Consider the following 22,654-nt stretch of genomic DNA (forward strand, 5'->3'; position numbering starts at 1 on the left):
GGTAAAGACATGCTCAAAGAAAAGAGAGAGGGGCAGGTATGAATATCGAATTCGAACCCTTCCTCTCCACGCCATGGCTGATCGCCATTCTCGTGCCGCTGGCGCTGTTGGTGCTGGCCACGATTGCATTGCGGATGCGTGGTGGTCTGATCCGATTGCTGGCTGCGGCAGCACTTGCGCTCGCTCTTTTCAATCCAGTCATCATCAATGAAGAGCGCGAACCGCTGAAAAGCGTGGTCTCTGTGGTGGTGGACCGCAGCCAGAGCCAGGAACTGGGGCAGCGCCGCGCCGACACCGATGCCGCCTTGAAAGCGGTGCAAGACCAGCTTGCGACCATGCCGCAATTTGAAACCCGCGTCGTGGAAGCAGGCCAACCCGGAGAGAACGAAGACGGTTACGCCACCCGACTGTTTGGACCGCTGGCGCGTTCGCTTCTCGACGTTCCGCCTTCCCGCGTGGCGGGCGCGATCATGATTACCGACGGTCAGGTCCACGATATTCCTGCCAACAAGAATGCGCTCGGCTTCGACGCGCCGCTGCATGGTCTTGTGACCGGAAAGCCGGACGAATTCGATCGCCGCATCCGCTTCAACAAGGCGCCGCGCTACGGCATCAGCGGCAAGCCGCTCGAAATGTCGTTTACGGTAATCGATGAAGGCAAGAACCTCGGCAGTCCCGCGCCGGTTGAAATCCGCGTCAATGGCGAGGTCGTCAGCGAGGAAGAAGCGCAGGTCGGGCAAGAAACGCCAATCACCATCACCCTGCCGCGCGCCGGTGTGAACATCGTCGAAATCGCCACGCCAGCGCTTCCCGGCGAAGTAACGGACGCCAACAATCGTGCCGTGGCGACTGTAGATGGCGTTCGCGAGAACCTGCGCGTGCTGCTCGTCTCCGGCGAGCCCCACAATGGCGAGCGCACCTGGCGCAACCTGCTGAAATCCGATGCTGCCGTCGATCTGGTTCACTTCACCATTTTGCGCCCGCCGGAAAAGCAGGATGGTACCCCAATCAACGAATTGTCACTGATCGCGTTCCCGACGCGTGAACTCTTCGTGGACAAGGTCAACGAGTTCGATCTCATCATTCTCGACCGCTACCAGCACCGCGACGTGCTGCCGCTCCTCTATTATGATTACATCGCGCAATATGTTGAGAATGGCGGTGCGCTGCTGGTCGCCGCTGGTCCGGAATATGCCGGCGAAATGTCAATTGCCCGCACGCCGCTTTATAGCGCCCTGCCCGCGATGCCCACCGGGGCCGTGACAGAGAAGGCGTTCTATCCCCGCCTCACGAATATTGGCAAACGCCATCCAGTGACGCGCGGCCTCGACGGCAGCGAACAGGAGCCGCCGCACTGGAGCCGCTGGTTCCGCACTATCGACATCACGGCGCCGCAGGGCGAAACGGTAATGAGCGGCGCAGACAACAAGCCTCTGCTGGTTCTCAACCGCGTCGGAAAAGGCCGTGTCGGCATGTTTCTCTCCGATCAGGGCTGGCTTTGGGCGCGCGGCTTCGAAGGCGGAGGCCCCTATGCTTCGCTCTATCGTCGCATTGCCCACTGGCTGATGCAGGAACCGGAACTGGAGGAAGAAGCACTCACTGCCGCAGGCAATGGCCGCACGCTTTCCATCCGTCGCCAGACCATGGGCGACAATCCGGGTACAGCGGCCGTTACAACACCTTCCGGCAAGGAAGTGCAGGTCAATCTTGCGCAAAGCAAGCCGGGCCTGTTCGAAGGTTCGCTGCAGACGGACGAGATCGGCATCTTCCGGGTGAAGAACGGCGATCTGGAAGCACTGGCCCATGTGGGGCCGATTGATGCGCCGGAATTTGCAGACAGCATCTCCACGACGGATCGCCTGAAGCCACTTGCCGAGGCGACCGGCGGCTCGGTCCATCGCGTGCATGCAAGTGCGGACAGTTCAGTCCGGGTTCCCACGATCACTGCCGTCGGCGGCAATCGTGCGGCCAGCGGCAATGACTGGATCGGCCTGCGCGAGACGTCAGATACGCAACTGAAAAGTGTCAATCGCCTGCCACTGTTCTCGGGCTTTCTGGCGCTTGGCCTGCTGCTCTTCGTCTTCGGCAGCATGTGGCATCGCGAAGGGCGGTAACCCGCCCCTCGCTTTCCCCTCTTTTTAACTATTTTGCCCGGTTGGCGTGGCGCACGATGCCGCTGACACCATTCAGCGCGCCGGGCGCCAGTTCGCAAGCAAGCATCCGGCGCGGATCGACCGATGCCGGCATAACCATGGAACCCGGCTCCACCATCTTGAAGCCGAACGGGCCATAATAAGGCTCGTCACCGACAAGAATGACCAGCTTGTGACCGGCTTTCGTCGCCGCTTCCAGCGACATGCGCATCAGCTTGCCGCCAATACCCCGCTTTTTCCATTCAGGCCGCACAGCAAGGGGGCCAAGCAGGAGTGCGGGCGTCTTGCCGACGATAACCGGCGTCTGCCGCACTGACCCCACGACGATACCACCCATCAGCGCCACGAAGGAAAGATCGAGATCGTGCGGGCCGCCTTCGCGGATGAAATGCGCAGCCCTGGTAAACCGTCCCGGTCCGAAGGCTTCAGCATTGATAGCTTCGATTTCAATGTCGTGCGCCGGGCATTCCTGCGCGTAGGTCAGTTCAAGCTGCTGCATGGGCTTAGATCGCAATAGGAGAAGTCGGGGACCGTCAGGTCAATGGAATGCATTCCGCACGCACGGCACGGTCCAAGTTTCATCGTCGGATGAAAAGCATTTCCATTACATCATTCTCCTTAGCGGTCGGCGTTTGGATGACCGCAATTTGGAAGTTGCATTACACCAAAATGGACAGAGGTAAAACTATTTTTTTCAAAATGGCAGTTTCGGCTGATCTTTTTGGAACCGTTACGCACTGTTCACGGCTTGCGATGCTGCAAAATGGCGGCTCTCGCCCTATTCTCTTTCCAAAAGGAGCAATCACATGGGACTTCTGGTCGATGGCAAGTGGCACGATGTCTGGTACGACACCGAGAGCACGAAAGGCCGTTTTGAGCGGTCGAAATCGCAATTCCGCAACTGGGTGACCGCAGACGGCAGCGCCGGTCCGAGTGGCGAAGGCGGCTTCAAGGCCGAGCCGGGGCGCTACCACCTCTACGTTTCCTATGCCTGTCCGTGGGCGCATCGCACGTTGATCTTTCGCGCGCTGAAGGGGCTGGAAGACGTCATTTCCGTATCCGTCGTGGACTATCTGATGGCAGATGAAGGCTGGACCTTCTCCGGCACGACCGGCAGCACCGGCGATGCGCTCTACGGCGCGAAGCGCCTGTATGAAATCTACACCCGCGCCGATCCGAACTATTCCGGTCGCGTCACCGTGCCGGTTCTGTGGGACAAGCAGCGCCAGACGATCGTGTCCAACGAATCGTCAGAAATCATTCGCATGCTCAACACCGCCTTCAACGAATTCGGCGATGCTTCGCTCGATTTCTATCCGGAATCGCTGCGCGGCGAAATCGATGCGCTCAACGATTTCATCTATCCCAATATCAACAACGGGGTCTATCGCGCCGGTTTCGCCACCACGCAGGACGCTTATGAAGAAGCGTTCGGGCAATTGTTCGCGGCCCTCGATTCGCTCGAAGACCGTCTTTCCCGCCAGCGCTATCTGACCGGCGACCGCCTGACGGAAGCCGATTGGCGGCTGTTCACGACACTGTTGCGCTTCGATCCGGTCTATGTCGGCCATTTCAAGTGTAATCTGCGTCGCCTTGCCGATTACCCGAACCTGTGGAACTACACGCGTGAGCTCTATCAGGTGCCGGGCGTGGCCTCGACCGTGAACTTGGAGCACATCAAGGGCCATTACTATCACAGCCACAAGACGATCAACCCGACCGGCGTTGTACCGCTTGGACCGGAAATCGACTTCTCTGCACCACATGACCGGGACCGGTTCCCGAAAGCCTGACCGGACCAACTGCGTTCTTCCTGCAACACTGTTGTTAGAACATCAGCACTCTCTCAAATCTCTTGCGCCCCTTTGATTTCGATCAATGGGGCGTTTCGTTGCGCGGTCCAGATTGCACGCATCACGATTACCCAAGACCGATCACGACTTAAGGAGAGAGAAGATGAACCGCTTCATGAGGGGATTGCTGGCCGCCACCGCGCTGACCGTTGCCGCACCGGTTGCATTTGCTGCGGACGCCATCGTAGCCCAGCCTGCATCAGAAATTCAGGCCGTGCCGGAAGCCCTGTCACCGTGGCAGATTCGTGTGCGCGCACTCGGCGTCGTTCCCCAGAATTCCGGCTATGTGAACGGCGTTTCTGGTTCGGATCTCGACTATTCGAAGTCGATCACACCTGAACTCGACATCACCTACTACTTCACCGATAATTTCGCAGCCGAACTCATTCTCGGCACGACCTATGCCAATATCAATGGCGCCGGTTCAATCGACGGATTGGGCAAGATCGGCAAGGCATGGATTCTGCCTCCGACCCTCACCCTGCAATATCACTTCACCAATTTCGGCGCCTTCAAGCCTTATGTCGGCGCAGGCGTAAACTACACCATGTTCTACAATCAGGATGCGACCGGCGTTGAATATCTCAAGGTCAAGAATGCATTCGGCGGCGCGCTGCAGATCGGCTTCGACTACATGCTCAACGAGCATTGGGGCGTGAACTTCGACGTCAAGAAGCTGTTCCTTGAACCGAAATTCGACGCCACTCTGGCTGGCGGCGTGGAAGTCAGCGGCAAGGCCAAGCTTAATCCATGGCTGATCGGTACGGGTATCACCTACCGCTTCTAAACCTCTATGTTCCGGTAAAGGTGCGGCATCCGCGCCTTTACCAAAGCGGAAGCGGTTCCAGATCGTGAAGCGCTTCCTGCAGACGCCGCTTGGTCGACGATGTCGTCCCTTCCGGCAGATCGTCCAGCGGAAAGAAACCGCATTCCGCGATTTCCCGATCCGGCAAACGCGGTGCCGTCTGCTCGAATTGCCTACATATATACAGCGCCACGTGATCGCGCGGCGATGCATGCGCATTCTTGTAGAGCGCAAAAAGCTGCGGCGGGCCTTTCAAAACGATATTGGCCTCCTCGCGCAATTCCTTTTCCAACGCCTGCCCGAAGGTCTCGCCGCGTTCGACACCCCCGCCCGGCAATTGCCATCCCGGCACATAGGTATGCTTCACCAGGAAAACGGAATTTTTGTTTTCATCGAAGACAATAGCCCTGACGCCCAATGTCATCGGGCGTCGCATTAAAAAATAAGTATGAAATATGAAATGACGAAAGCGCATACCGTCTCTCCGCGAGGCAACATACCTCTATCCCAAACAGCACTGACATCAACAAAAAGTCGCTAAACAGGTTTCGGTTTCACGCATTATCCAGTAAATGGGCTTAATGTTTCGTCTCGCGCACATCTCCGATATACACCTTTCGCCTTTGCCTCGCGTGAGATATCGCGAACTGGCATCGAAGCGCATCACAGGCTATATCAACTGGCTGCGCAATCGCAAAAACGCGATGCACGGAACCGTGCTGGATACTCTCATCGGCGACATGCAGGCGCAATCGCCTGACCACATCGCAGTGACGGGCGATCTCGTCAATCTGGCGCTCAATCTGGAAATCGATATTGCCCATGACTGGCTGTCCAAACTGGGCAACCCGAACGATGTTTCGGTCGTTCCTGGCAATCATGATGCTTATGTGCCCGGCGCACTCGACAAGACCTGCCGGAAATGGGAACCGTGGATGCGCGGTGACGGCATCGACAACAAGGGCAATCGCCCGCAATTCCCTTATATGCGAGTGCGTGGACCCGTTGCGCTGATCGGTGTTTCTTCGGCGCGCGCAACAGCTCCCTTCATGGCCAGCGGCGACTTCCGGTCCGAGCAAGGGAAGCGTCTGGCTGCAATGCTCGATGAAGCCGGCGCGCGTGGCCTCTTCCGTATCGTGATGATCCATCACCCGCCCATTTATGGCGCGACGCCCGCCCATAAACGCCTTTATGGTATTCGCCGTTTCCAGAAGATCATACGCAAGCACGGTGCGGAACTGGTCATTCACGGCCATACGCATCTTATCACGCATTATGAAATCGACGGGCCGAACGGCAAGATCCCCGTTATCAGTGTGCCATCTGCAAGCCAGAATTTCGGCGGCCATAAACCCGCTGCTCGCTATAATATATTCAGCATCGATAAACGCCCTGAAGGCGGCTGGTCCTGCCTGATGGAAGAGCACGGCGTTTCCGATGCAAGCGAGAAAATAACGAAGCTCAACGAGCGCGTTCTCTATTGATCCGGCCAATAAAAAACGGCGCCGAAGCGCCGTTTTCATTTCATTTATGTTCGCTCACTTGCTGATGACGCGGTTGGCCGCCGATACGATGGCTTCCAGTGAAGCACTGACAATATTATCGTTGATGCCAGCGCCGAACAATTTGCCGCCCGGATGCGCCATTTCGACATAGGAGATGGCCGAAGCGTCCGAACCCTGCTGTAGCGAATGTTCGGAATAATCCACGACCGACATCTTCACACCGAGATATTTGGACAGCGCATCGACAAATCCGTCGATTGGGCCGGTGCCCTTGCCTTCGATATTCCTGGTCACGCCATTATCGGTGATTTCGGCGGTGAGAATACGGCGTCCCTTCTGCTCCGGATCGGGCATGGTGTGGTGATCTACGAACTTGATACGAGCCTCCGGCTGCGTCACATAGAGTTGCTGGAACTCTTCATGAATACGCTTGGAGGGCAGTTCCTTGCCTTCTTCATCGGTGATGTTCTGGATGATCTCGCGGAACTCGACCTGCAGATTGCGCGGCAGGTTCAAGCCGTAATCCGCCTGCAGTATGTAAGCGATCCCGCCCTTGCCCGACTGCGAATTGATGCGAATGATCGCTTCGTAGGAGCGGCCCACATCCTGTGGGTCGATCGGCAGATAGGGCACTTCCCAGACCGGTGAATTGGCAGACTTGCGCGCCTTCATACCCTTGTTGATCGCATCCTGATGCGAGCCCGAGAAGGCCGTATAAACCAGTTCGCCGACATAGGGATGGCGTTCGGCAATCTTCAACTGGTTCGAATATTCATAGACTTCCTTCATCCGGTTGATGTCGGTGCAGTCCAGTTCGGGGTCCACGCCCTGCGTGTACATATTGAGCGCCAGCGTCACGACGTCGACATTGCCGGTGCGTTCGCCATTGCCGAACAGTGTACCTTCCACACGGTCGGCCCCGGCCATCAGGCCCAGTTCGGTTGCAGCGATGCCGGTACCGCGGTCATTGTGCGGATGCAGCGAGATAATCAGGTTCTCGCGATTGTCGAGGTTGCGGCACATCCATTCGATCTGGTCGGCATAGACGTTCGGCGTGTTCATCTCGACCGTCGAGGGCAGATTGACGATCAGCTTGTTGTCTGCGGTCGGCTTCACGATCTCGATGACCGCGTTGCAGATTTCCAGCGCCACATCCATCTCGGTGCCGGTGAAGCTTTCGGGCGAATACTGGAAGCGATAGCCACCACCCGCTTTCGCAGCCATATCCATGATCATCTTGGCAGCGTCGGTTGCGATCTGCTTGATACCACCGACATCCTTGGCGAAAACCACACGGCGCTGCAATTCACTGGTGGAATTGTAGAAATGGATGATCGGTGTCTTCGCGCCTTCCAGCGCTTCAAAAGTGCGCGTGATCAGTTCGGGGCGGCACTGGACCAGAACCTGCAAATCCACTTCGTCGGGAACATTGCCCTGTTCGATGGCCCAGCGGCAGAAGTCGAAATCCGTCTGCGAAGCGGACGGGAAGCCGATCTCGATTTCCGGAAAACCCATATCGACCAGCAGGCGGAACATACGCTCCTTGCGGTCATGCCCCATGGGGTCGACCAGGGCCTGATTGCCATCACGCAGATCGACTGAACACCAGATCGGCGCCTTTTCGATGCGCTTGGACGGCCAGGTGCGGTCATCGAGTTGCGGGGCCGGGAAAGGCGAATATTTGGTGCCTGCAACAGGCATGCCTTTGCGCTCAGCATTGGATTCTGATTGCGGTGTGGCGACGGACTGATTCATTTTCGTTTCCTCCCGGCTTTCGACGGCATTATAGACCGTCAAGCACGGATACTACTGATCGATTATAAGGGTTTTTTGAAAAGGAGCACAGGCCAGCGGGACCGTTTTCGACCGCCGGACGCTCCTTCAGCGAGCCCGGCGATCGCCGCTAAGGCCGAGGGTAAGAAGCGAGTTTAGAACGCAAACATCAACGCGCGCGCCGAAGGCGGCTGCGGAATGTTCCAGGGATGTTGCGTTTTTGATCGTCATGGCAAAAGCTTTTACACGCGAGATTTGTACTGCGCAAGACAGTATTTCATTCAGGCGAAAGGCACCGCACTCGTCCCCGGAGGCAACTTTGCCTCATCCTCCGGTTCGACATGGATCACCACCCGCGCGCTATCAATCTGCTTCTTCAAAGCGTCTTCGATACGGTCGCAGATCACATGGGCATCGCCGACACTCATATCCGCCGCAACGACCAGGTGAAACTCGATGAAGGTAACACGGCCCGCAATACGGGTCTTCAGATCATGAACCTCGATGGCGCCACCCGCATTGGCCGAAATGACATCGCGAATGCGCATCTCCTCAGTCGGCTCGACACCAATATCCATCAATCCCTGCACCGAGGAATTGATAACATGCCAGCCCTGCCAGAGAATGTTGATCGCCACCAGAATGGCGAGCAATGGATCAAGTATGGCCCAGCCGGTCACGACAGCACCGACAAGACCGACCAGAACACCTGCGGACGTGAAAACATCCGTCATGATGTGCTTGCCGTCGGCTTCCAGCGCCGGTGAGCGGGACTTGCGACCGGTGCGGATCAGCAATGTCGCCCAGAAGCCGTTTATGACGGCTGCAGCCGTATTGATGCTCAGCCCAAGCCAGGGTTCATCGAGCATTCGCGGCGTTTGAAGCGCAAACCACGCCTCGCGGAAGATCAAAAGTGCGGCGACCGTGATCAGCACGCCTTCCACGACAGCCGAAATATACTCGGCCTTGTGATGTCCGAAGGGATGGTTGTCGTCGGCAGGCAGATAGCTGACCCGAATGGCCCACCACGCGCCGATTGCCGCGATCACATTGACGATGGATTCCAATGCGTCCGAATAAAGGGCCACGGAGCCGGTCAGCGCATAGGCCAGATATTTCAGACCCATCACACCGAAAGCAATGGGAATAGACCAAGCGGCAAGCCGCCGAACCTTTGCACTCGCGTCCATGATGAACCTTATTATCTTGATCTTTTCCCGAAATCGGGATGGCCAACAGTTGGCCCCTCATACATTGGCTTGAACGCGGGACGTATCCGCAACGCATCTGGCATATGCAGCAGCAATTCACCGGCGTTCTATACCCCAGAAAAGCGAAACTTCGTACCCCTGTTTTTTCTGTTCTCGCATTTAATTTTCTCCTGCAAATGCAAGGCATTACAGTTGCAAATGAGTTGCCAAAGCAGGCAATGGGTAAGCAGCGAAAAAGCATAAAAAAGCCAGCCGCAGCAATAGCTGCGGCTGGCTCAAAATCAGGACGGAAGGCGTTCGATCAGTAGTTGGTACGGCGCGCCTTGTTCTTGCCCGCCAGATGCGTCACCACATTCTCGATCATGCGCATTCCGGCGTTGTGGCCCAGCGTCATGATGGATTCCGGGTGGAACTGAACGGCGGCAACTGGCTCCTTCTTGTGCTCGAAAGCCATGATGACACCGTCTTCGGTCTCTGCTGTCACCAGGAAATCATCCGGCAAACGTTCCGGATCAGCGAAGATCGAATGATAACGCCCGACCGTCACTTCCTTTGGCAGACCCGAGAATATCCGCTCCGGCTTCGACACGCGAATGCGCGACGGCTTGCCGTGCATCGGAATGCGCAACTGGCGCAATGTGCCGCCATAGGCTTCCGCCAGCGCCTGCAATCCAAGACAGACACCGAAGATCGGCAGTTCACGCTTGCGCGCCTTGTCGATGGTCGCCTTGCAATCGAAATCCTGCGGCGTGCCGGGTCCGGGTGACAGGACCACGAGGTCCGGCTTGACCCTGTCGAACACGTCATCGGCAACAGGCGAGCGCACCGTCGAGACCGTGGCACCGGTCTGGCGGAAATAATTGGCGAGCGTGTGCACGAAGGAATCTTCGTGATCAACGAGCAGGATCGAAATCCCCTCACCCACCTTTGCCGCCACACGCTCTTCGGCAATATGATTGCTCTTCTGTGCTTCGCGAACAGCCGTGATCATTGCCGATGCCTTCAATTCGGTTTCGGCTTCTTCTTCTTCCGGATTGGAATCGAACAGAAGCGTTGCGCCGGCGCGGATTTCAGCCACGCCGTCCTTCACGCGGATCGTGCGCAGCGTGAGGCCGGTATTCATGTCACCGTTGAAGTGCATCATACCAATGGCACCGCCGTACCATGCACGCGGGCTGCGTTCATTTTCCTCAAGGAACCGCATTGCCCACAGCTTCGGTGCGCCGGTTACCGTCACGGCCCATGCATGGCTGAGGAAACCGTCGAACGCATCCATGCCGTCACGAAGGCGTCCTTCAATGTGATCGACCGTGTGGATCAGGCGCGAATACATTTCGATCTGGCGGCGACCGATGACGCGCACCGAACCCGGCTCGCAGACACGGCTCTTGTCGTTGCGGTCCACGTCCGAGCACATGGTCAGCTCGGATTCATCCTTCTTGGAATTGAGCAGTTTCAGAATCTGTTCCGAATCCGAAATCGCATCTTCGCCGCGCTTGATCGTGCCGGAGATGGGGCAGGTTTCGATACGCCGCCCGTTGACCCGCACGAACATTTCCGGCGATGCGCCGACCAGATATTCGTTGTCACCCAGATTGATGAAGAACGAATAGGGCGACGGATTGATCGTCTTCAACCGGCGGAAAATCTCGGACGGCGGTGTGTGGCAGCGTTCATAGAAAGTCTGGCCCGGAACCACTTCGAAGAGGTCGCCGCGCTTGAAGCTTTCCTTGGCGCGCTCGACGAGCTTGGCATATTCGCCCGGATTGTGATCGCCACGCGCGAGCTTGGCTTCCGAAGGCTTGAATGCCTGTATGGGCGTCGCCCGTGCGAGACCGTGCGTGGAAGAACCGCCGCAGGTAAATTCATAACGGTCCACCCAGGCACGTGCCGCATAGTGGTCTGCCACGAAGATTTCATCGGGAATGAACAGCACCAGATCGCGCTGATCGTCGGGGCGCTTCAGCTTGTACTGAACCGGATCGAACTGGAACGCCAAATCGTAACCGAAGGCACCGTACAGACCGAGATTGGCGTCTTCCTCGGAGAAGAACAGGCCGACAATGGCGCGCAGAACCGTGAAAACCGAAGGCATGCGCGAGCGCTCTTCCTCGGTGAAGGTGCCGCTCGGCTCGGCAATGGCCAGCTCGATGCGGTTTTCCTCGGCCTTGTCGACCGTCACCTCGCTAAGCGCCTTCACCGTGTCGAGGATAGGCCGCAGAAGAATAACGCCGCGGGCATTCAGCGCTTCGATGCGCATGGTGCGGGCCCGTGACGTGATCACCACCGGAGGATCGACGATAGCCGTGTCCCATCGCGTATAGCGGCCCGGATATTCGTAATTTGACGAAAACACCGCGCCGCGCCGTTCGTTCAATGCATCGATATAGGTCTCGATCGCACCCTTATAGGCTGTGAGGTGGCGCACGCGCTCGACGACGATGCCGCCTGCCGTCTCGTGCTGGAATATCTCGCTATCCGCAATCTTCGCATTCATGATCGGCTATCCCAAATCTCGCTTGTTTCCAAACACTTCCAGAACCCGGTATTCCTGAGGTCTTATTCAAACAGCCAAACAAAAAGGCCGCCCGGATAATCCCAGCGGCCTGTTTCCTAAACGCAAATGCACAAACGCCTGCGTGGCCGCTATTAGCGGGCCCACCACCAACCGTTGATGACGATATTGCGCGAAATGTTCATGGACATACAGTTAGCCTTCAATGTGCATCCTTGCAACCGCAAAATTTAAGTATGGAACTGAGCAATACAGTTCGGCGTCCGAACAGCGATCCCGCCATGCATTCGCGGGTTTTGCCGGGCGATCCTGTTCCTTGCAAAGAAAATCCGGACAGTTTGGGGCTGTCCGGATTTCCTCAGAACCGGGATGGACAAAACGGAAGGAACTGAACGATTCCTCCAGTTTCGGCCCCCCATACCCCATGCCTAAATTTACAGGTGCAATATAACTTTCAGTATGCACAGTATCATTATCACAGGTTGTACATAAATCACAACCTGTGATTGTTATTTGCATATATGCTTACATTTAAGGCGTTTTCATCGGAACGGTTCGAAAATTTGTAGGACCACCCAACAAGTTTCATCTTGCGTCGGGGCCCGATTTCGGATTGATTTCCGTGGCAACTCAAACACATATCCAAAAATCAAGAACAGAGCCGTCGCACATAAACGGCCATTGGGGACAACTGATGAAGAATCTCGATGCGATGGACAGGAGTATTTTGCGCGCCCTTCAGGAGAACGGGCGCCTGACCAATACCGAACTGGCCGATCGCATAAATCTCTCGCAGACGGCGACCGCCGAACGCGTCAAGCGACTGACCCGTGAAGGGTATATTCTCGGCTATTCGGCACGCCTATCGCCCAAGATGCTCGACCGGGCCATGCTGGTCTTCATAGAGATCAAGCTCGACCGCACAACGCCGGAAGTCTTCGAAACCTTTTCAACCTTCACCCGCAATAATCCCGACATTCTGGAATGCCACATGGTTGCGGGCGGCTTCGATTATCTCGTCAAAGCCCGTGTATCCGATATGGATCACTACCGGCGTTTTCTTTCCGAGGCGCTCCTTTCTCTACCCGGCGTGCGGGAATCGCACACTTATGCCGTGATGGAGGAAGTGAAGGAAACCGCCTATATCGCGGTCTAGTCCCCGTCGACAAAACACGAGCGTTACCTGAAGGCATTGTTGCTGTCAGCAAAATGGCAGCAGCGTAGCCCCTATTTTTCACTTCGTTCTTGCTATCGACTATTTACGGGTATATACCCGCAATATGTCTCATCCGTGTTTCTGTATTCTTCTGCGCCAGGCAGCCCGCAAGACATCAGGCGTCTATGACAACGCTCTGGCCCCGCTTGGCATTAATGTTGCCCAATTCAGTACACTGCGAAAAATCCGCCGTGCAGGCTCCATTTCGCTGACGGAACTTGCACATCTGTCCGAGTTGGATCGTTCGACCATGGGCCGCAATGTGAAGGTTCTGCAGCGCATGGGCCTGATCGAGCCTGCAGTCAGCGATGACCACCGCGAGACCAGCGTAACGCTGACCGCCGAAGGTCGCGACCTCGTGGAGCGCGGCGGTCCGCTCTGGGATCAGGCGCAGGAGGAGATTGAAGCCAGATTGGGAGAGGACGGCGTAGAGCAGTTGCAAAGCCTTCTTCGCAGTCTCGATTGATCGGACACCGAACGCCCTTTGACTGAAAACAATGACCTGAAGCCACGCGCCCTCTATGGAGCGCACGGTTTCGCCATCAGCCCATGGCTGGCCAATAGCCAGCTTGAAACCAGCTTGAACCCGAAAGCGCCAAAGATGATTTCTGCCCGCCTTGCCAGTTTTCTCGCCCAGAGAAACATCCATTACGGATGGGTCGTCGCCGCCATAACCTTCCTGACCATGCTGGCGACGGCAGCCGCCATGGGGTCTGCGGGCATTCTGATCGAACCGCTCCAGCGTGAATTCGGCTGGACGAATGCGAATATCTCCTTCGCAATGGCACTTCGCCTCGTCCTTTTCGGCCTGATGGGGCCATTTGCGGCAGCCTTCATGAACCAATTCGGCCTGCGCCGCGTGGTTGCAGCCGCTCTTGTCATGATTTCGCTGGGACTTGTCGGCTCCATTTTCATGACCGAGGAATGGCAGATGCTTGCGCTCTGGGGTGTGGTGATTGGTCTTGGCACTGGCATGACCGCGCTCGTCCTCGGTGCGACCGTCGCCGCGCGCTGGTTCGAAAAGCGGCGCGGTCTCGTCGTCGGCCTCATGACAGCTAGCAACGCCACCGGTCAGCTCGTCTTCATGCCGATCCTTGCCAGCGTCAGCCAGACGATTGGCTGGCGTACATCGCTCACCATCGTTGTTTGCTTCCTTGTTGCCGCGCTTGTGCTGGTTCTCGCTTTGATGCGCGACCATCCGGCAGATATTGGTCTGAAGCCTTACGGTCGCATAGCGCCGCTTCCCGCACCTGAACCCCGGAAGAGCTTCGGCGCCATGCTCGCCTCGCCGCTCGTAACCCTGCGCGAAGCGTCTTCAACAGCAACTTTCTGGGTCTTGTTCCTGACCTTCTTCGTCTGTGGCTTCTCCACCAATGGCCTTATCCAGACGCACTGGATCACGCTTTGCGGTGATTTCGGCATCGCACCTGTTGGTGCAGCAGGCATCCTTGCCGTGATTGGCGCATTCGACCTGATTGGCACGATCATGTCCGGCTGGCTGTCCGACCGCTTCGACAATCGCTGGCTCCTGTTCTGGTTCTATGCACTGCGCGGCCTGTCGCTGATCTACCTGACCTTCACTGACTTCACCGTTTACGAACTGGCATTGTTCGCCGTCTTTTACGGGCTGGACTGGGTGGCGACCGTGCCGCCGACCGTCAAGCTCGCTGCCGAGCGTTTCGGTCCGGAAAAGGCCGGTCTGGTCTTCGGCTGGGTCTTCACCGGCCATCAGATCGGTGCCGCTGCTGCTGCCGCCTTCGCCGGTTTCGTCCGCACCGACTATGACAGCTACACCCCTGCTCTGATCCTTGCCGGTGCCATGTGCTTTGCCGCCGCGGCTATGGTGTTCATCATCAACCGCCCTGCACCGCGCGTCGTTCTGCAGACTTCATGATGCGACAGGCTTCTTTCCCTTCCTGTTCAGCGCCAGCACACCGAGACTGATCAGGAAGGCGGCCAGCGTGTCGGGCCAGCCCGGCACCTCACCCAGCAGGACGAGCGCCAGAACCAGAGTGATGACAGGGATCAGTGCCGACAGCGCTGCCCCTGCCGCCGTTCCCAGCAGCACAACGGCACGGTTGAAGGCAAAGACGCCGAATGCCGAGGTTAAAACGCCCTGATAGAAGCCTTGCAGGGCAATATCGCCCCAGGATGTTGCTCCAAGCCCCTTGGGCAGAAAGATCGCATAGATCGGCAGATAGGCGATTGCTGACGCAACTGCCGCAACGGCGGTGGCGTGCAACCCGTCCATTCCCTTCCTGCGAAACACCATGACATAGATCGCCCACACCAGTGCCGCAGTGAAAAAGGCGACGTGCCCAAGCATCTCCTGTTCGCCCGATTGCGACAGACCGGCGATCAGCATGGCGCCGATCAGGATCAGCACGACCCCGGACCAGCGCGACGGCGCAAGATGTTCCTTGAGAAGCGCCATTCCCAGAACGGCAACCATCGCAGTCATCATGCCCGGAATGAGCGCTGCTGCATGGGACGCCGGAGCATATTGCAGGCCGCAGGTGGTTAAAAGCGCATAAGGAACGCCCGCACCGGAAACCAGAAGCACAAAGCCAAGCGGACCAAGCTTCCGAAAGCCAAATCCATTCATCAGAACCACCGGCAACAGCACCAGCCCTGCCACGCCGAAGCGCAGGGCAATGATGTCGAAAGGCGTCAATGCGGTCTTGAACCCGAAACGGGTCAGGACAAACGACCCGGACCATACCAGAACCCCGGACAGCCCCCAGGCCAGACCGCGTATGGTGTCCGAAGTCGAGCTCGTCGGGGTGGTTTCGGTAATTGCCGTCATGGTCACTCACTACAGGATGAAGAAAGAGCGCAGACTATTGCACCCCTGGCATACGCAAGCGCCACGGATAAGCAAGATATGAGATATTAGAGTTTCTTATGCCGCTTTGCTTCTGGCATCCACTGCCATATCGCAGAACCGTTCGACCAGATGCCTGACCGGACTGTCGGCCCGAAAAACAATATAGACGGTGCGGAACGTCGGCGGATCGAGGCGGCGCGCCCGCAATCCATGCAGATCGGCGCCCGGCAGGCTGATTTCTGACAGAAGCGTCGTGCCGATGCCATGCCGCACCATTTCCAGCACCGTGGCAACGTCGCGGGTGCGCACCTGCTCGCTGCGCGTCTCGCCGTCGCCCTCGCCCTCACCCTCACCATGAATAATCCGGTCGATAATCATTTCGCAGCCTGCAGCGGCGATCAACTGGCGGTCCCGCAGGTCCGCGGCAGTGATTGTGTCATTGCGCATGAAAGGGTCATCACGCCGCCCCACCACGACAAGTTCTTCCCGGCCAACTTCCCGTGCCTCAAGCTCGGGCGTCGGTAACGATGTAATGCCGAGATCGGCAATACCGTCGCGCACCCACAGGCTGACATCATCGTGCCCGCCCTCGAAAGCGCTGAATTCAATGCCGGGATAAAGCCGCTGAAACGACTTTCGCAGACCGGGCAGAACAGGCTTGGAATTGCCGCGACGCGCAGCCGTTCGGGCACACCGGAAGCACTGCATCGTGCCTGTAATTCTATCCGGTCGACTGCGGCAAGGGCGGCCTTGGCATCCGCAAGGATCGATTGTCCGAACGCCGTCAGGGCGGCCCCATCGCGCTTTCGCGCCAGCACATAGACCCCGAGGATTTTTTCCAGTGTTGCAATCGCCTGACTGGCCCCCGATTGCGTGAGACGCAAGCGCCGTGCCGCAGCACCTACACTGCCGGTTTCCGCGACAGCTTCAAGCAGACGTAACTGGACCAGACTGATCTTCATCGTTTTGGTTCCGGGTTTCGGTTCCGGCTCACTCTTTCATCAAGGCATCGCCCCAGTCGGCGCGACGCGCCCAACGGAACAGATCCCCGTCGCGCTTGGTCAGGAGGCGTTCTTCCGCCCTGCCGTTATCCTTGCAGAGTTTAACCGAAACTTTGCCGCCGCCAACCCGCGTCGGCGCGATGATCCGCGCTTCCACACCACCGACCGTCTCGCGCACCGCAGCAAGATAGATGAACTTCTCATCCTCCCACGGCACTTCGGCTTCCTTGGTCAGACGATGAATACGCGAGCGCGCAACGCGGCGCGAAAAATGGCACCAGTCGGGCGCGACCAACGGGCAATCGAGCTGGTGTGGACAGGGTGCCGCAATGACTGCGCCTTCAGCAACAAGCGCACTGCGTGCATCGAGAATACGCTGCCAGCCTGCTGGTGTGCCCGGTTCCACGATCACCAGCATGTGCCGTGCTGACGCCCACAGACGCTCGATCAGTCCCAGCCGCTTTTCAGGAGCAAGCTCGTCGAGCACATAGGCAATGGTCACGAGATCGGCTTGCGGAAAATCAAGTTTTTCCCGAACCACATCCCCTGCCCGCCAGTCCAGGTCACGCAGCCCGCTATTTTGCGAAAGATCGCTACCCACCGCTCGGATCGCGGGGCTTGCCTCGATCATGGTAGCGGCTTGAAGCGTCGGCCAGCATTGTTTTGCTGCCCAAAGGGCTGTTCCCGGCCCCGCGCCCACATCGAGCATGGATTGCGGTGCGAAATCGGGACAAACCTCTGCTGCACTGCTCATGCTGGCGCGAACCGCCGCATAGGTCGCAGGCAAGCGCGCCGCCAGATAGGCTTTCGCAGCAAGATCGTCGGAAATATGCATGCGTCCGTCCCGCGTCTCGGCACGGTAACGGCGGGAAAGCATTTCAGATGCGCGCTTGAGGTCGGCCAATGCCACGCCCTCAAGCGCGGCATCCACCGCCTGTCGCAAGGAAGTTGGCAGTTCCATTGCCGGTCAGCGCTCCAGAACCTGTTTCACATCGACCAGATTGGAACGGACACGCAGGATATAGAAGCCCATCGTGGTCAGATGCGACGGCGTGAACCATGCATCAGGGCTGCCGTTGGAAACGATGAAAGGCTGCATGTCGAGTGCGGCGCGCATCTGCTTTTCCATCTCGTCCCACACACCATCGAGGTGCTTTTCGGCAAGAACGCCACGGAAATCCGAATGTGCTGCGCGCAGCAGGCCGTAATATGCATAGAGCTGACCGTAGGCGAACCAGAAGCGGTCATCCGCACGCGTGTCAAACCAGCCAGCGTGATAGTTCTCGGCGCGGTCCTTGAGGATAGCCGAGGTGGAACCGAGATCGCTCGCGATACGGTCGACAAACTGGATCAGATTGTCGGCGCGGGCATCGAAGGTCGCCTGACAGTTTTCAAGCCGTCCGTTGAAGGAACGCAAATCCTTGATCGCCGAACGGTAATAGCTCGGCGTCGGCGTCTTCGGACCGAACGGGCTCAGGCCGAAATACCAGGAATCTTCTGCAAATTGCAGATTGCCACGCGCCTTTTGCAGATCGCCGTCGATCTGCGATGTGCCACGCAGACGGCCGATATTGTCGACCAGTTCAATCGCAGTACGGCGCACCGCTGCATTGATGCCGCGCTGGAACGAAGCCTTATTGTCGAGGAACGGCGTGCGATCCCAATCCAGACCGAAAAGGCCAAGCTTGTAGAGCAGCATGGACGAAATCCATGCATTCTGGTTGACGTTGAAGTCGGTGAGATCGGCAGCAACTTCGGCAATGGCCGAGCGGGAACATTTGCGGGCCGAGGACGGCAGTTGTGCTGCCTGAACCGGCTGATTCGCCGGTGCGGCCTCGCCAGTCTGGTTGGCTTCGGGCGTAACGGCAGGCTGTTCCACTGGTGCCGCGGTGGAAGGTGCTTCAGCCGGTGCGGCCTCCGCTTTCACCTCTTCACCGGGTGTGGTCGCATTCTGATAGGTGTACTTGGCCGGATAGTCCGGGTCGAAATTCGTCCACGCCTGAGTCTGCCAGATGAAATAGACGTAAAGGCCGCCCAGACCGATCACGATGACCGCAATCGCGACTTTCCACAAAATTCCGAGCCGCAGGAAAAGCCGCCATAATCCGCCAAGCGGAATGGCTATCAGACGAGCAAGCGCGGCTAGGAAACGGCCGAGGAAGGAAAAAACGCCCTTAACTGCATTCCACACTGTAACAAATCCTTCCTTTTGCCCGAAACTCCGGGCTTCGCACCGCCTCTGCGTCGCATCTCGACCCATGCATGGCATGTCCCGTTCGCAAGCAGCCAAGCCTGAAAAAGCTTCAGGTTCTCAAATAGAGTGTGCTCATCTTTTCGACAACCTCGAACGGTCATCCAACTGATTTTATCCGTCATTTTCGGCTGGCAGGGTTGAAACCGGGGGCTCAATACGTAACATGGCGCCACCCCGCTTCGACCAAGTACGTGGCAATCATGCTCCGTTTCCCCCACGGTCGACGGTTCCGGAAAACGATGGGCGGCAGCAGTTTCAGGAAGGTGCGAAACGGTTTTCCGCCGGAAACTGCGACCAACGTCGCAATCAAGAACATTTTCGCCGCTATGGTACTTGAATGGCGAAATCTTTGGTGTTTGCTAAAGCTGGAACCGGAAAAACAATCAATCCGTCAAAACGGCCCGGTAAATGGAGAGAACAATGAAGTCCGTATCGACCTATATGCTTACGCTTGCCTTGGGTGGGCTTGCCACGGGGACAGCAATGCTAAGCGCCCCGGCAACCGGTTTCGCCGCCGAACCCGAAAGCTGTTCAACCGTCCGTTTCTCGGATGTCGGCTGGACCGACATCACCTCGACGACGGCGGTGGCGACAGAAATCCTCAAAGGTCTCGGCTACAAGACCGACATCAAGGTTCTCTCCGTACCGGTGACTTATGCGTCGCTGAGCAAAAAGGACATCGACGTCTTCCTCGGCTACTGGAACCCTTCCATGACCGCCGACCTCCAGCCTTATCTGGATAACAAGACCGTCGAGACACTGCGCACCAATCTGACCGGCGCAAAATATACGCTCGCCGTGCCGAAATACGCCTATGACGAAGGCCTCAAGGACTTCAAGGATATCGCCACGTTCAAGGACAAGCTCGGCGGCAAGATCTACGGCATCGAGCCAGGCAATGACGGCAACCGTCTGATCCTCGACATGATCAACAAGGATGCCTTCGGCCTCAAGTCGTTCGAACTGGCGGAATCGTCTGAACAGGGCATGCTGGCTCAGGTCGCGCGCAGCATCAAGAGCAAGGAACCGGTGGTGTTCCTGGCATGGGAGCCACACCCCATGAACAAGCGCTTCGAAATCGCGTACCTCACCGGTGGCGACGATTTCTTCGGTCCCAATCTCGGCGGCGCCAAGGTCGAAACCAATGTCCGCACCGGCTACACGCAGGAATGCCCGAATGTCGGCAAGTTCCTCACCAATCTGGAATTCAAGCTCGATATCGAAAACGACATCATGGGCAAGATTCTCGATGATGGCGAAGAGCCGTCGAAGGCTGCAACCAACTGGTTGAAAGCCAATCCGGGCGTACTCGACCAGTGGCTCGCCGGTGTAACCACCGTTGATGGCAAGGAAGGCCTGCCTGCTGTAAAGTCGGCACTCGGTCTTTAATCCCGACACATGCTGCCGGGCTGCGACGAACGCGGCCCGGCAACTTCAAGAATGCCCGCACCCTTTCTCTTTGTTTTTAACGCATTATCCTACGCATCGGAGCGGGATCAGAAATCAGTCCAGTGAACTGATTTCCCCGCGTGGACGCTTCGCACCTTTGCTGGAAATGCTCTAGCACGCAGCAGGAGACTTGATCGTTGAACTGGCTGACGGATTACAAGATTCCTGTCGGACCAACCGCCAAATCTGTGGTGGACTGGCTGACGGACAATATGGGCGGCTTTTTCGATACACTGGCCGCTGTCATGCAGAGCCTTATTGACGGGCTGCTTTTTCTTCTAAAGCTACCACACCCTCTGCTTTTGATCGCCATCTTCGCTGTCATAGCGTGGCTGATCCAGCGCCGTATCTCGGTGGTCGTGCTGACCGTGATCGGCTTCCTGTTCATCATCAATCAGGGCTATTGGGACCGCACACTCGAAACCCTGACCCTCGTTCTGTCGGCCTGCTTTCTGTGTATGGCAATCGGCGTGCCACTCGGCATTGCCGCCGCCCATCGTCCGGCACTTTATGCCGCGATGAGGCCCGTCCTCGACCTCATGCAGACATTGCCGACATTCGTTTATCTGATCCCGGCCATCGTCTTCTTCGGCATCGGCATGGTGCCAGGCCTGCTTGCAACGGCGATCTTCGTGCTGCCTGCGCCAGTGCGCCTGACCCATCTCGGCATATCGTCCACACCGTCGTCGCTGATCGAGGCGGGTGAAGCGTTCGGTGCGTCACGGTCGCAGCTCTTGTGTAAGATCGAACTACCCTATGCGATGCCGCAAATTCTCGCCGGTCTGACCCAGACGATCATGCTGTCGCTCTCGATGGTGGTCATCGCAGCACTTGTCGGCGCTGACGGCCTTGGGGTGCCGGTGGTCCGAGCGCTGAATTCGGTCAATACCGCACTCGGCTTCGAGGCCGGACTTGTCATTGTTGTGGTCGCCATTGTGCTCGACCGTATCTTCCGCGCTGGCAGAGAAAAATAGGAGACCGCGGATGACCATTATCGCACTCGAAGACGTCTGCATCATTTTCGGCAGCAATGTCGATGAAGCGCTTGCTCTTGCAGATCGCGGCGCCACCCGCTCCCAGATTCAGGCCGAAACCAATCTCGTACTGGGCGTACACAACTGTACGCTCAACATTGAGGAAGGCGAAATCCTCGTTCTGATGGGATTGTCAGGCTCCGGGAAATCCACGCTTCTTCGTGCCATCAACCGGCTCAATCCGATCTCACGCGGGCACGTTCTCGTTCGGGAAGGCGATCGCACCATCGATGTCGGCAAAGCTGACCGTGGAACCCTTCGCCATCTGCGCACCGAACTTGTCTCGATGGTGTTCCAGCAGTTCGGCCTTCTGCCGTGGCGCACGGTTGAAGAAAATGTCGCCTTCGGGCTGGAAATTTCCGGCATGGGCAAGGAAGAGCGTCTTACCCAAGCCCGTCAGCAACTTGAGCTTGTCGGCCTGCAGGACTGGGCCAAGCGTAAGGTCGGAGAACTTTCCGGCGGCATGCAACAGCGTGTCGGTCTCGCCCGCGCTTTTGCAACCGGCGCGCCGATCCTGCTGATGGATGAGCCTTTCTCAGCCCTCGATCCGCTGATCCGCACCCGTCTGCAAGACGAATTGCTGGCCTTCCAGTCACGCCTGAAGAAAACCATCGTCTTCGTCAGCCACGATCTCGATGAAGCCATGAAGATCGGCAATCGCATCGCCATCATGGAAGGTGGGCGTATCGTTCAGTGCGGCACGCCGCAGGAAATTCTCCTGCAGCCTGCCGACGACTATGTTGCTGACTTCGTTGCGCATATGAACCCGCTCGGCGTTCTTCGGGCCGGGGACATCATGGTGCCTTTCGATCGCAATGCAGCGCCACGTCCTTTTGCGGCAACCGCCCGGCGTGAGACGCTGGTGCGAGAGCTGATGAATGCCGTGGCGGACAGCAGCGGTGATGTCGGCATCATTGAAAACGGCGCCATCGTTGGCAAGATCGCCGCAGATGATATTGTGCGCGCGCTCGCCTGGCATCAGCAACGTGGAACACAAGCTTAAACAGGAAACCCAAATGCCATGTTTTCTATCCAAAAAATAGCGGACAACATCATAG

At 57.5% G+C, this 22,654-nt stretch carries 20 protein-coding genes and 1 pseudogene; 11 read left to right on the forward strand and 10 right to left on the reverse strand.

Going from position 1 to position 22,654, the window contains the following annotated elements; all coding sequences use genetic code 11:
* Window positions 1–38 precede the first annotated feature (38 nt).
* Complete coding sequence (locus ACYSN1_RS14745) at window positions 39–2,114, forward strand: hypothetical protein (protein ID WP_461726372.1); 2,076 nt, start codon at window positions 39–41, stop codon at window positions 2,112–2,114.
* A gap of 28 nt (window positions 2,115–2,142) precedes the next feature.
* Here ACYSN1_RS14745 and ACYSN1_RS14750 read toward each other — a convergent pair whose 3' ends face one another.
* A complete protein-coding gene (locus ACYSN1_RS14750) occupies window positions 2,143–2,652 on the reverse strand; it encodes a GNAT family N-acetyltransferase (RefSeq protein WP_461726373.1) in 510 nt (169 codons plus the stop codon).
* Window positions 2,653–2,959: 307 nt separating this feature from the next.
* Between ACYSN1_RS14750 and ACYSN1_RS14755 the strand changes: the two genes are divergently transcribed.
* Both ACYSN1_RS14755 and ACYSN1_RS14760 read left to right on the forward strand, forming a co-directional pair.
* Window positions 2,960–3,946 (forward strand): glutathione S-transferase family protein, encoded by a 987-nt coding sequence (locus ACYSN1_RS14755; protein ID WP_461726374.1) that lies wholly within the window; start codon window positions 2,960–2,962, stop codon window positions 3,944–3,946.
* A 163-nt stretch (window positions 3,947–4,109) separates the two neighbouring features.
* Window positions 4,110–4,793 (forward strand): OmpW/AlkL family protein, encoded by a 684-nt coding sequence (locus ACYSN1_RS14760; RefSeq protein WP_461726375.1) that lies wholly within the window; start codon window positions 4,110–4,112, stop codon window positions 4,791–4,793.
* A gap of 37 nt (window positions 4,794–4,830) precedes the next feature.
* Here ACYSN1_RS14760 and ACYSN1_RS14765 read toward each other — a convergent pair whose 3' ends face one another.
* Complete coding sequence (locus tag ACYSN1_RS14765; protein ID WP_461726376.1) at window positions 4,831–5,286, reverse strand: NUDIX domain-containing protein; 456 nt, start codon at window positions 5,284–5,286, stop codon at window positions 4,831–4,833.
* Between the two features lie 106 nt (window positions 5,287–5,392).
* On the opposite strand from ACYSN1_RS14765, the gene ACYSN1_RS14770 reads away from it, so the two are divergent.
* The gene (locus ACYSN1_RS14770) at window positions 5,393–6,295 is read left to right on the forward strand and encodes a metallophosphoesterase family protein (RefSeq protein WP_461726377.1); all 903 of its coding nucleotides are present in this window, start codon (window positions 5,393–5,395) and stop codon (window positions 6,293–6,295) included.
* 54 nt (window positions 6,296–6,349) lie between these two features.
* Here the strand turns inward: ACYSN1_RS14770 and leuA are convergent, their stop codons facing one another.
* Complete coding sequence (gene leuA, locus ACYSN1_RS14775; RefSeq protein WP_461726378.1) at window positions 6,350–8,071, reverse strand: 2-isopropylmalate synthase; 1,722 nt, start codon at window positions 8,069–8,071, stop codon at window positions 6,350–6,352.
* A gap of 299 nt (window positions 8,072–8,370) precedes the next feature.
* Complete coding sequence (locus ACYSN1_RS14780) at window positions 8,371–9,279, reverse strand: cation diffusion facilitator family transporter (protein WP_461726379.1); 909 nt, start codon at window positions 9,277–9,279, stop codon at window positions 8,371–8,373.
* 38 nt (window positions 9,280–9,317) lie between these two features.
* On the opposite strand from ACYSN1_RS14780, the gene ACYSN1_RS14785 reads away from it, so the two are divergent.
* The gene (locus tag ACYSN1_RS14785) at window positions 9,318–9,608 is read left to right on the forward strand and encodes a hypothetical protein (protein ID WP_461726380.1); all 291 of its coding nucleotides are present in this window, start codon (window positions 9,318–9,320) and stop codon (window positions 9,606–9,608) included.
* Here the strand turns inward: ACYSN1_RS14785 and ACYSN1_RS14790 are convergent.
* Window positions 9,602–11,797, reverse strand: a complete 2,196-nt coding sequence (locus ACYSN1_RS14790) for an anthranilate synthase component I (RefSeq protein WP_461726381.1) — start codon at window positions 11,795–11,797, stop codon at window positions 9,602–9,604. The two genes, ACYSN1_RS14785 and ACYSN1_RS14790, sit on opposite strands and share 7 nt — an antisense overlap.
* 712 nt (window positions 11,798–12,509) lie before the next feature.
* Here ACYSN1_RS14790 and ACYSN1_RS14795 point away from each other — a divergent pair.
* From ACYSN1_RS14795 to ACYSN1_RS14805, 3 genes are all read left to right on the forward strand, one after another.
* Complete coding sequence (locus tag ACYSN1_RS14795) at window positions 12,510–12,971, forward strand: Lrp/AsnC ligand binding domain-containing protein (protein ID WP_006472719.1); 462 nt, start codon at window positions 12,510–12,512, stop codon at window positions 12,969–12,971.
* Between the two features lie 124 nt (window positions 12,972–13,095).
* Entirely contained in the window at window positions 13,096–13,497 is a 402-nt protein-coding gene (locus ACYSN1_RS14800) for a MarR family winged helix-turn-helix transcriptional regulator (RefSeq protein ID WP_461726382.1), read from the forward strand.
* 135 nt (window positions 13,498–13,632) lie between these two features.
* Window positions 13,633–14,925 (forward strand): MFS transporter, encoded by a 1,293-nt coding sequence (locus tag ACYSN1_RS14805; protein ID WP_461726575.1) that lies wholly within the window; start codon window positions 13,633–13,635, stop codon window positions 14,923–14,925.
* On the opposite strand, the gene ACYSN1_RS14810 is transcribed toward ACYSN1_RS14805, so the two are convergent.
* From ACYSN1_RS14810 to ACYSN1_RS14830, 5 genes and pseudogenes are all read right to left on the reverse strand, one after another.
* Complete coding sequence (locus ACYSN1_RS14810; RefSeq protein ID WP_461726383.1) at window positions 14,920–15,837, reverse strand: DMT family transporter; 918 nt, start codon at window positions 15,835–15,837, stop codon at window positions 14,920–14,922. The genes ACYSN1_RS14805 and ACYSN1_RS14810 overlap by 6 nt on opposite strands.
* A 96-nt stretch (window positions 15,838–15,933) precedes the next feature.
* Window positions 15,934–16,566 carry a LysR family transcriptional regulator substrate-binding protein gene (locus ACYSN1_RS14815; protein ID WP_461726384.1) on the reverse strand — a complete coding sequence of 211 codons (633 nt, stop codon included), beginning with the start codon at window positions 16,564–16,566 and terminating at the stop codon, window positions 15,934–15,936.
* A gap of 122 nt (window positions 16,567–16,688) precedes the next feature.
* Window positions 16,689–16,820, reverse strand: a pseudogene (locus tag ACYSN1_RS14820) (LysR family transcriptional regulator); the annotation flags it as partial.
* Between the two features lie 28 nt (window positions 16,821–16,848).
* A complete protein-coding gene (locus tag ACYSN1_RS14825; protein WP_461726385.1) occupies window positions 16,849–17,820 on the reverse strand; it encodes a small ribosomal subunit Rsm22 family protein in 972 nt (323 codons plus the stop codon).
* Window positions 17,821–17,826: 6 nt separating this feature from the next.
* Window positions 17,827–19,050, reverse strand: a complete 1,224-nt coding sequence (locus ACYSN1_RS14830) for a DUF2333 family protein (RefSeq protein ID WP_461726386.1) — start codon at window positions 19,048–19,050, stop codon at window positions 17,827–17,829.
* Window positions 19,051–19,533: 483 nt separating this feature from the next.
* Between ACYSN1_RS14830 and ACYSN1_RS14835 the strand changes: the two genes are divergently transcribed.
* The 3 genes from ACYSN1_RS14835 (at window position 19,534) to choV (ending at window position 22,599) form a co-directional block, all read left to right on the forward strand.
* Entirely contained in the window at window positions 19,534–20,502 is a 969-nt protein-coding gene (locus ACYSN1_RS14835; RefSeq protein ID WP_461726387.1) for a choline ABC transporter substrate-binding protein, read from the forward strand.
* A 197-nt stretch (window positions 20,503–20,699) separates the two neighbouring features.
* Window positions 20,700–21,536 (forward strand): choline ABC transporter permease subunit, encoded by an 837-nt coding sequence (gene choW / locus ACYSN1_RS14840; protein ID WP_461726388.1) that lies wholly within the window; start codon window positions 20,700–20,702, stop codon window positions 21,534–21,536.
* A 10-nt stretch (window positions 21,537–21,546) separates the two neighbouring features.
* Entirely contained in the window at window positions 21,547–22,599 is a 1,053-nt protein-coding gene (choV, locus tag ACYSN1_RS14845; protein ID WP_461726389.1) for a choline ABC transporter ATP-binding protein, read from the forward strand.
* Window positions 22,600–22,654 lie beyond the last annotated feature (55 nt).

It is taken from the genome of Brucella sp. LJL56, from assembly GCF_054871705.1.

Coding starts and splice junctions, on each gene's coding strand:
- ACYSN1_RS14745 (WP_461726372.1), top strand. CDS start 39: ATGAATATCGAATTCGAACCCTTCCTCTCCACGCCATGGCTGATCGCC.
- ACYSN1_RS14750 (WP_461726373.1), bottom strand. CDS start 2,652: ATGCAGCAGCTTGAACTGACCTACGCGCAGGAATGCCCGGCGCACGAC.
- ACYSN1_RS14755 (WP_461726374.1), top strand. CDS start 2,960: ATGGGACTTCTGGTCGATGGCAAGTGGCACGATGTCTGGTACGACACC.
- ACYSN1_RS14760 (WP_461726375.1), top strand. CDS start 4,110: ATGAACCGCTTCATGAGGGGATTGCTGGCCGCCACCGCGCTGACCGTT.
- ACYSN1_RS14765 (WP_461726376.1), bottom strand. CDS start 5,286: ATGCGCTTTCGTCATTTCATATTTCATACTTATTTTTTAATGCGACGC.
- ACYSN1_RS14770 (WP_461726377.1), top strand. CDS start 5,393: ATGTTTCGTCTCGCGCACATCTCCGATATACACCTTTCGCCTTTGCCT.
- leuA (WP_461726378.1), bottom strand. CDS start 8,071: ATGAATCAGTCCGTCGCCACACCGCAATCAGAATCCAATGCTGAGCGC.
- ACYSN1_RS14780 (WP_461726379.1), bottom strand. CDS start 9,279: ATGGACGCGAGTGCAAAGGTTCGGCGGCTTGCCGCTTGGTCTATTCCC.
- ACYSN1_RS14785 (WP_461726380.1), top strand. CDS start 9,318: ATGGCCAACAGTTGGCCCCTCATACATTGGCTTGAACGCGGGACGTAT.
- ACYSN1_RS14790 (WP_461726381.1), bottom strand. CDS start 11,797: ATGAATGCGAAGATTGCGGATAGCGAGATATTCCAGCACGAGACGGCA.
- ACYSN1_RS14795 (WP_006472719.1), top strand. CDS start 12,510: ATGAAGAATCTCGATGCGATGGACAGGAGTATTTTGCGCGCCCTTCAG.
- ACYSN1_RS14800 (WP_461726382.1), top strand. CDS start 13,096: ATGTCTCATCCGTGTTTCTGTATTCTTCTGCGCCAGGCAGCCCGCAAG.
- ACYSN1_RS14805 (WP_461726575.1), top strand. CDS start 13,633: ATGATTTCTGCCCGCCTTGCCAGTTTTCTCGCCCAGAGAAACATCCAT.
- ACYSN1_RS14810 (WP_461726383.1), bottom strand. CDS start 15,837: ATGACGGCAATTACCGAAACCACCCCGACGAGCTCGACTTCGGACACC.
- ACYSN1_RS14815 (WP_461726384.1), bottom strand. CDS start 16,566: ATGCAGTGCTTCCGGTGTGCCCGAACGGCTGCGCGTCGCGGCAATTCC.
- ACYSN1_RS14825 (WP_461726385.1), bottom strand. CDS start 17,820: ATGGAACTGCCAACTTCCTTGCGACAGGCGGTGGATGCCGCGCTTGAG.
- ACYSN1_RS14835 (WP_461726387.1), top strand. CDS start 19,534: ATGAAGTCCGTATCGACCTATATGCTTACGCTTGCCTTGGGTGGGCTT.
- choV (WP_461726389.1), top strand. CDS start 21,547: ATGACCATTATCGCACTCGAAGACGTCTGCATCATTTTCGGCAGCAAT.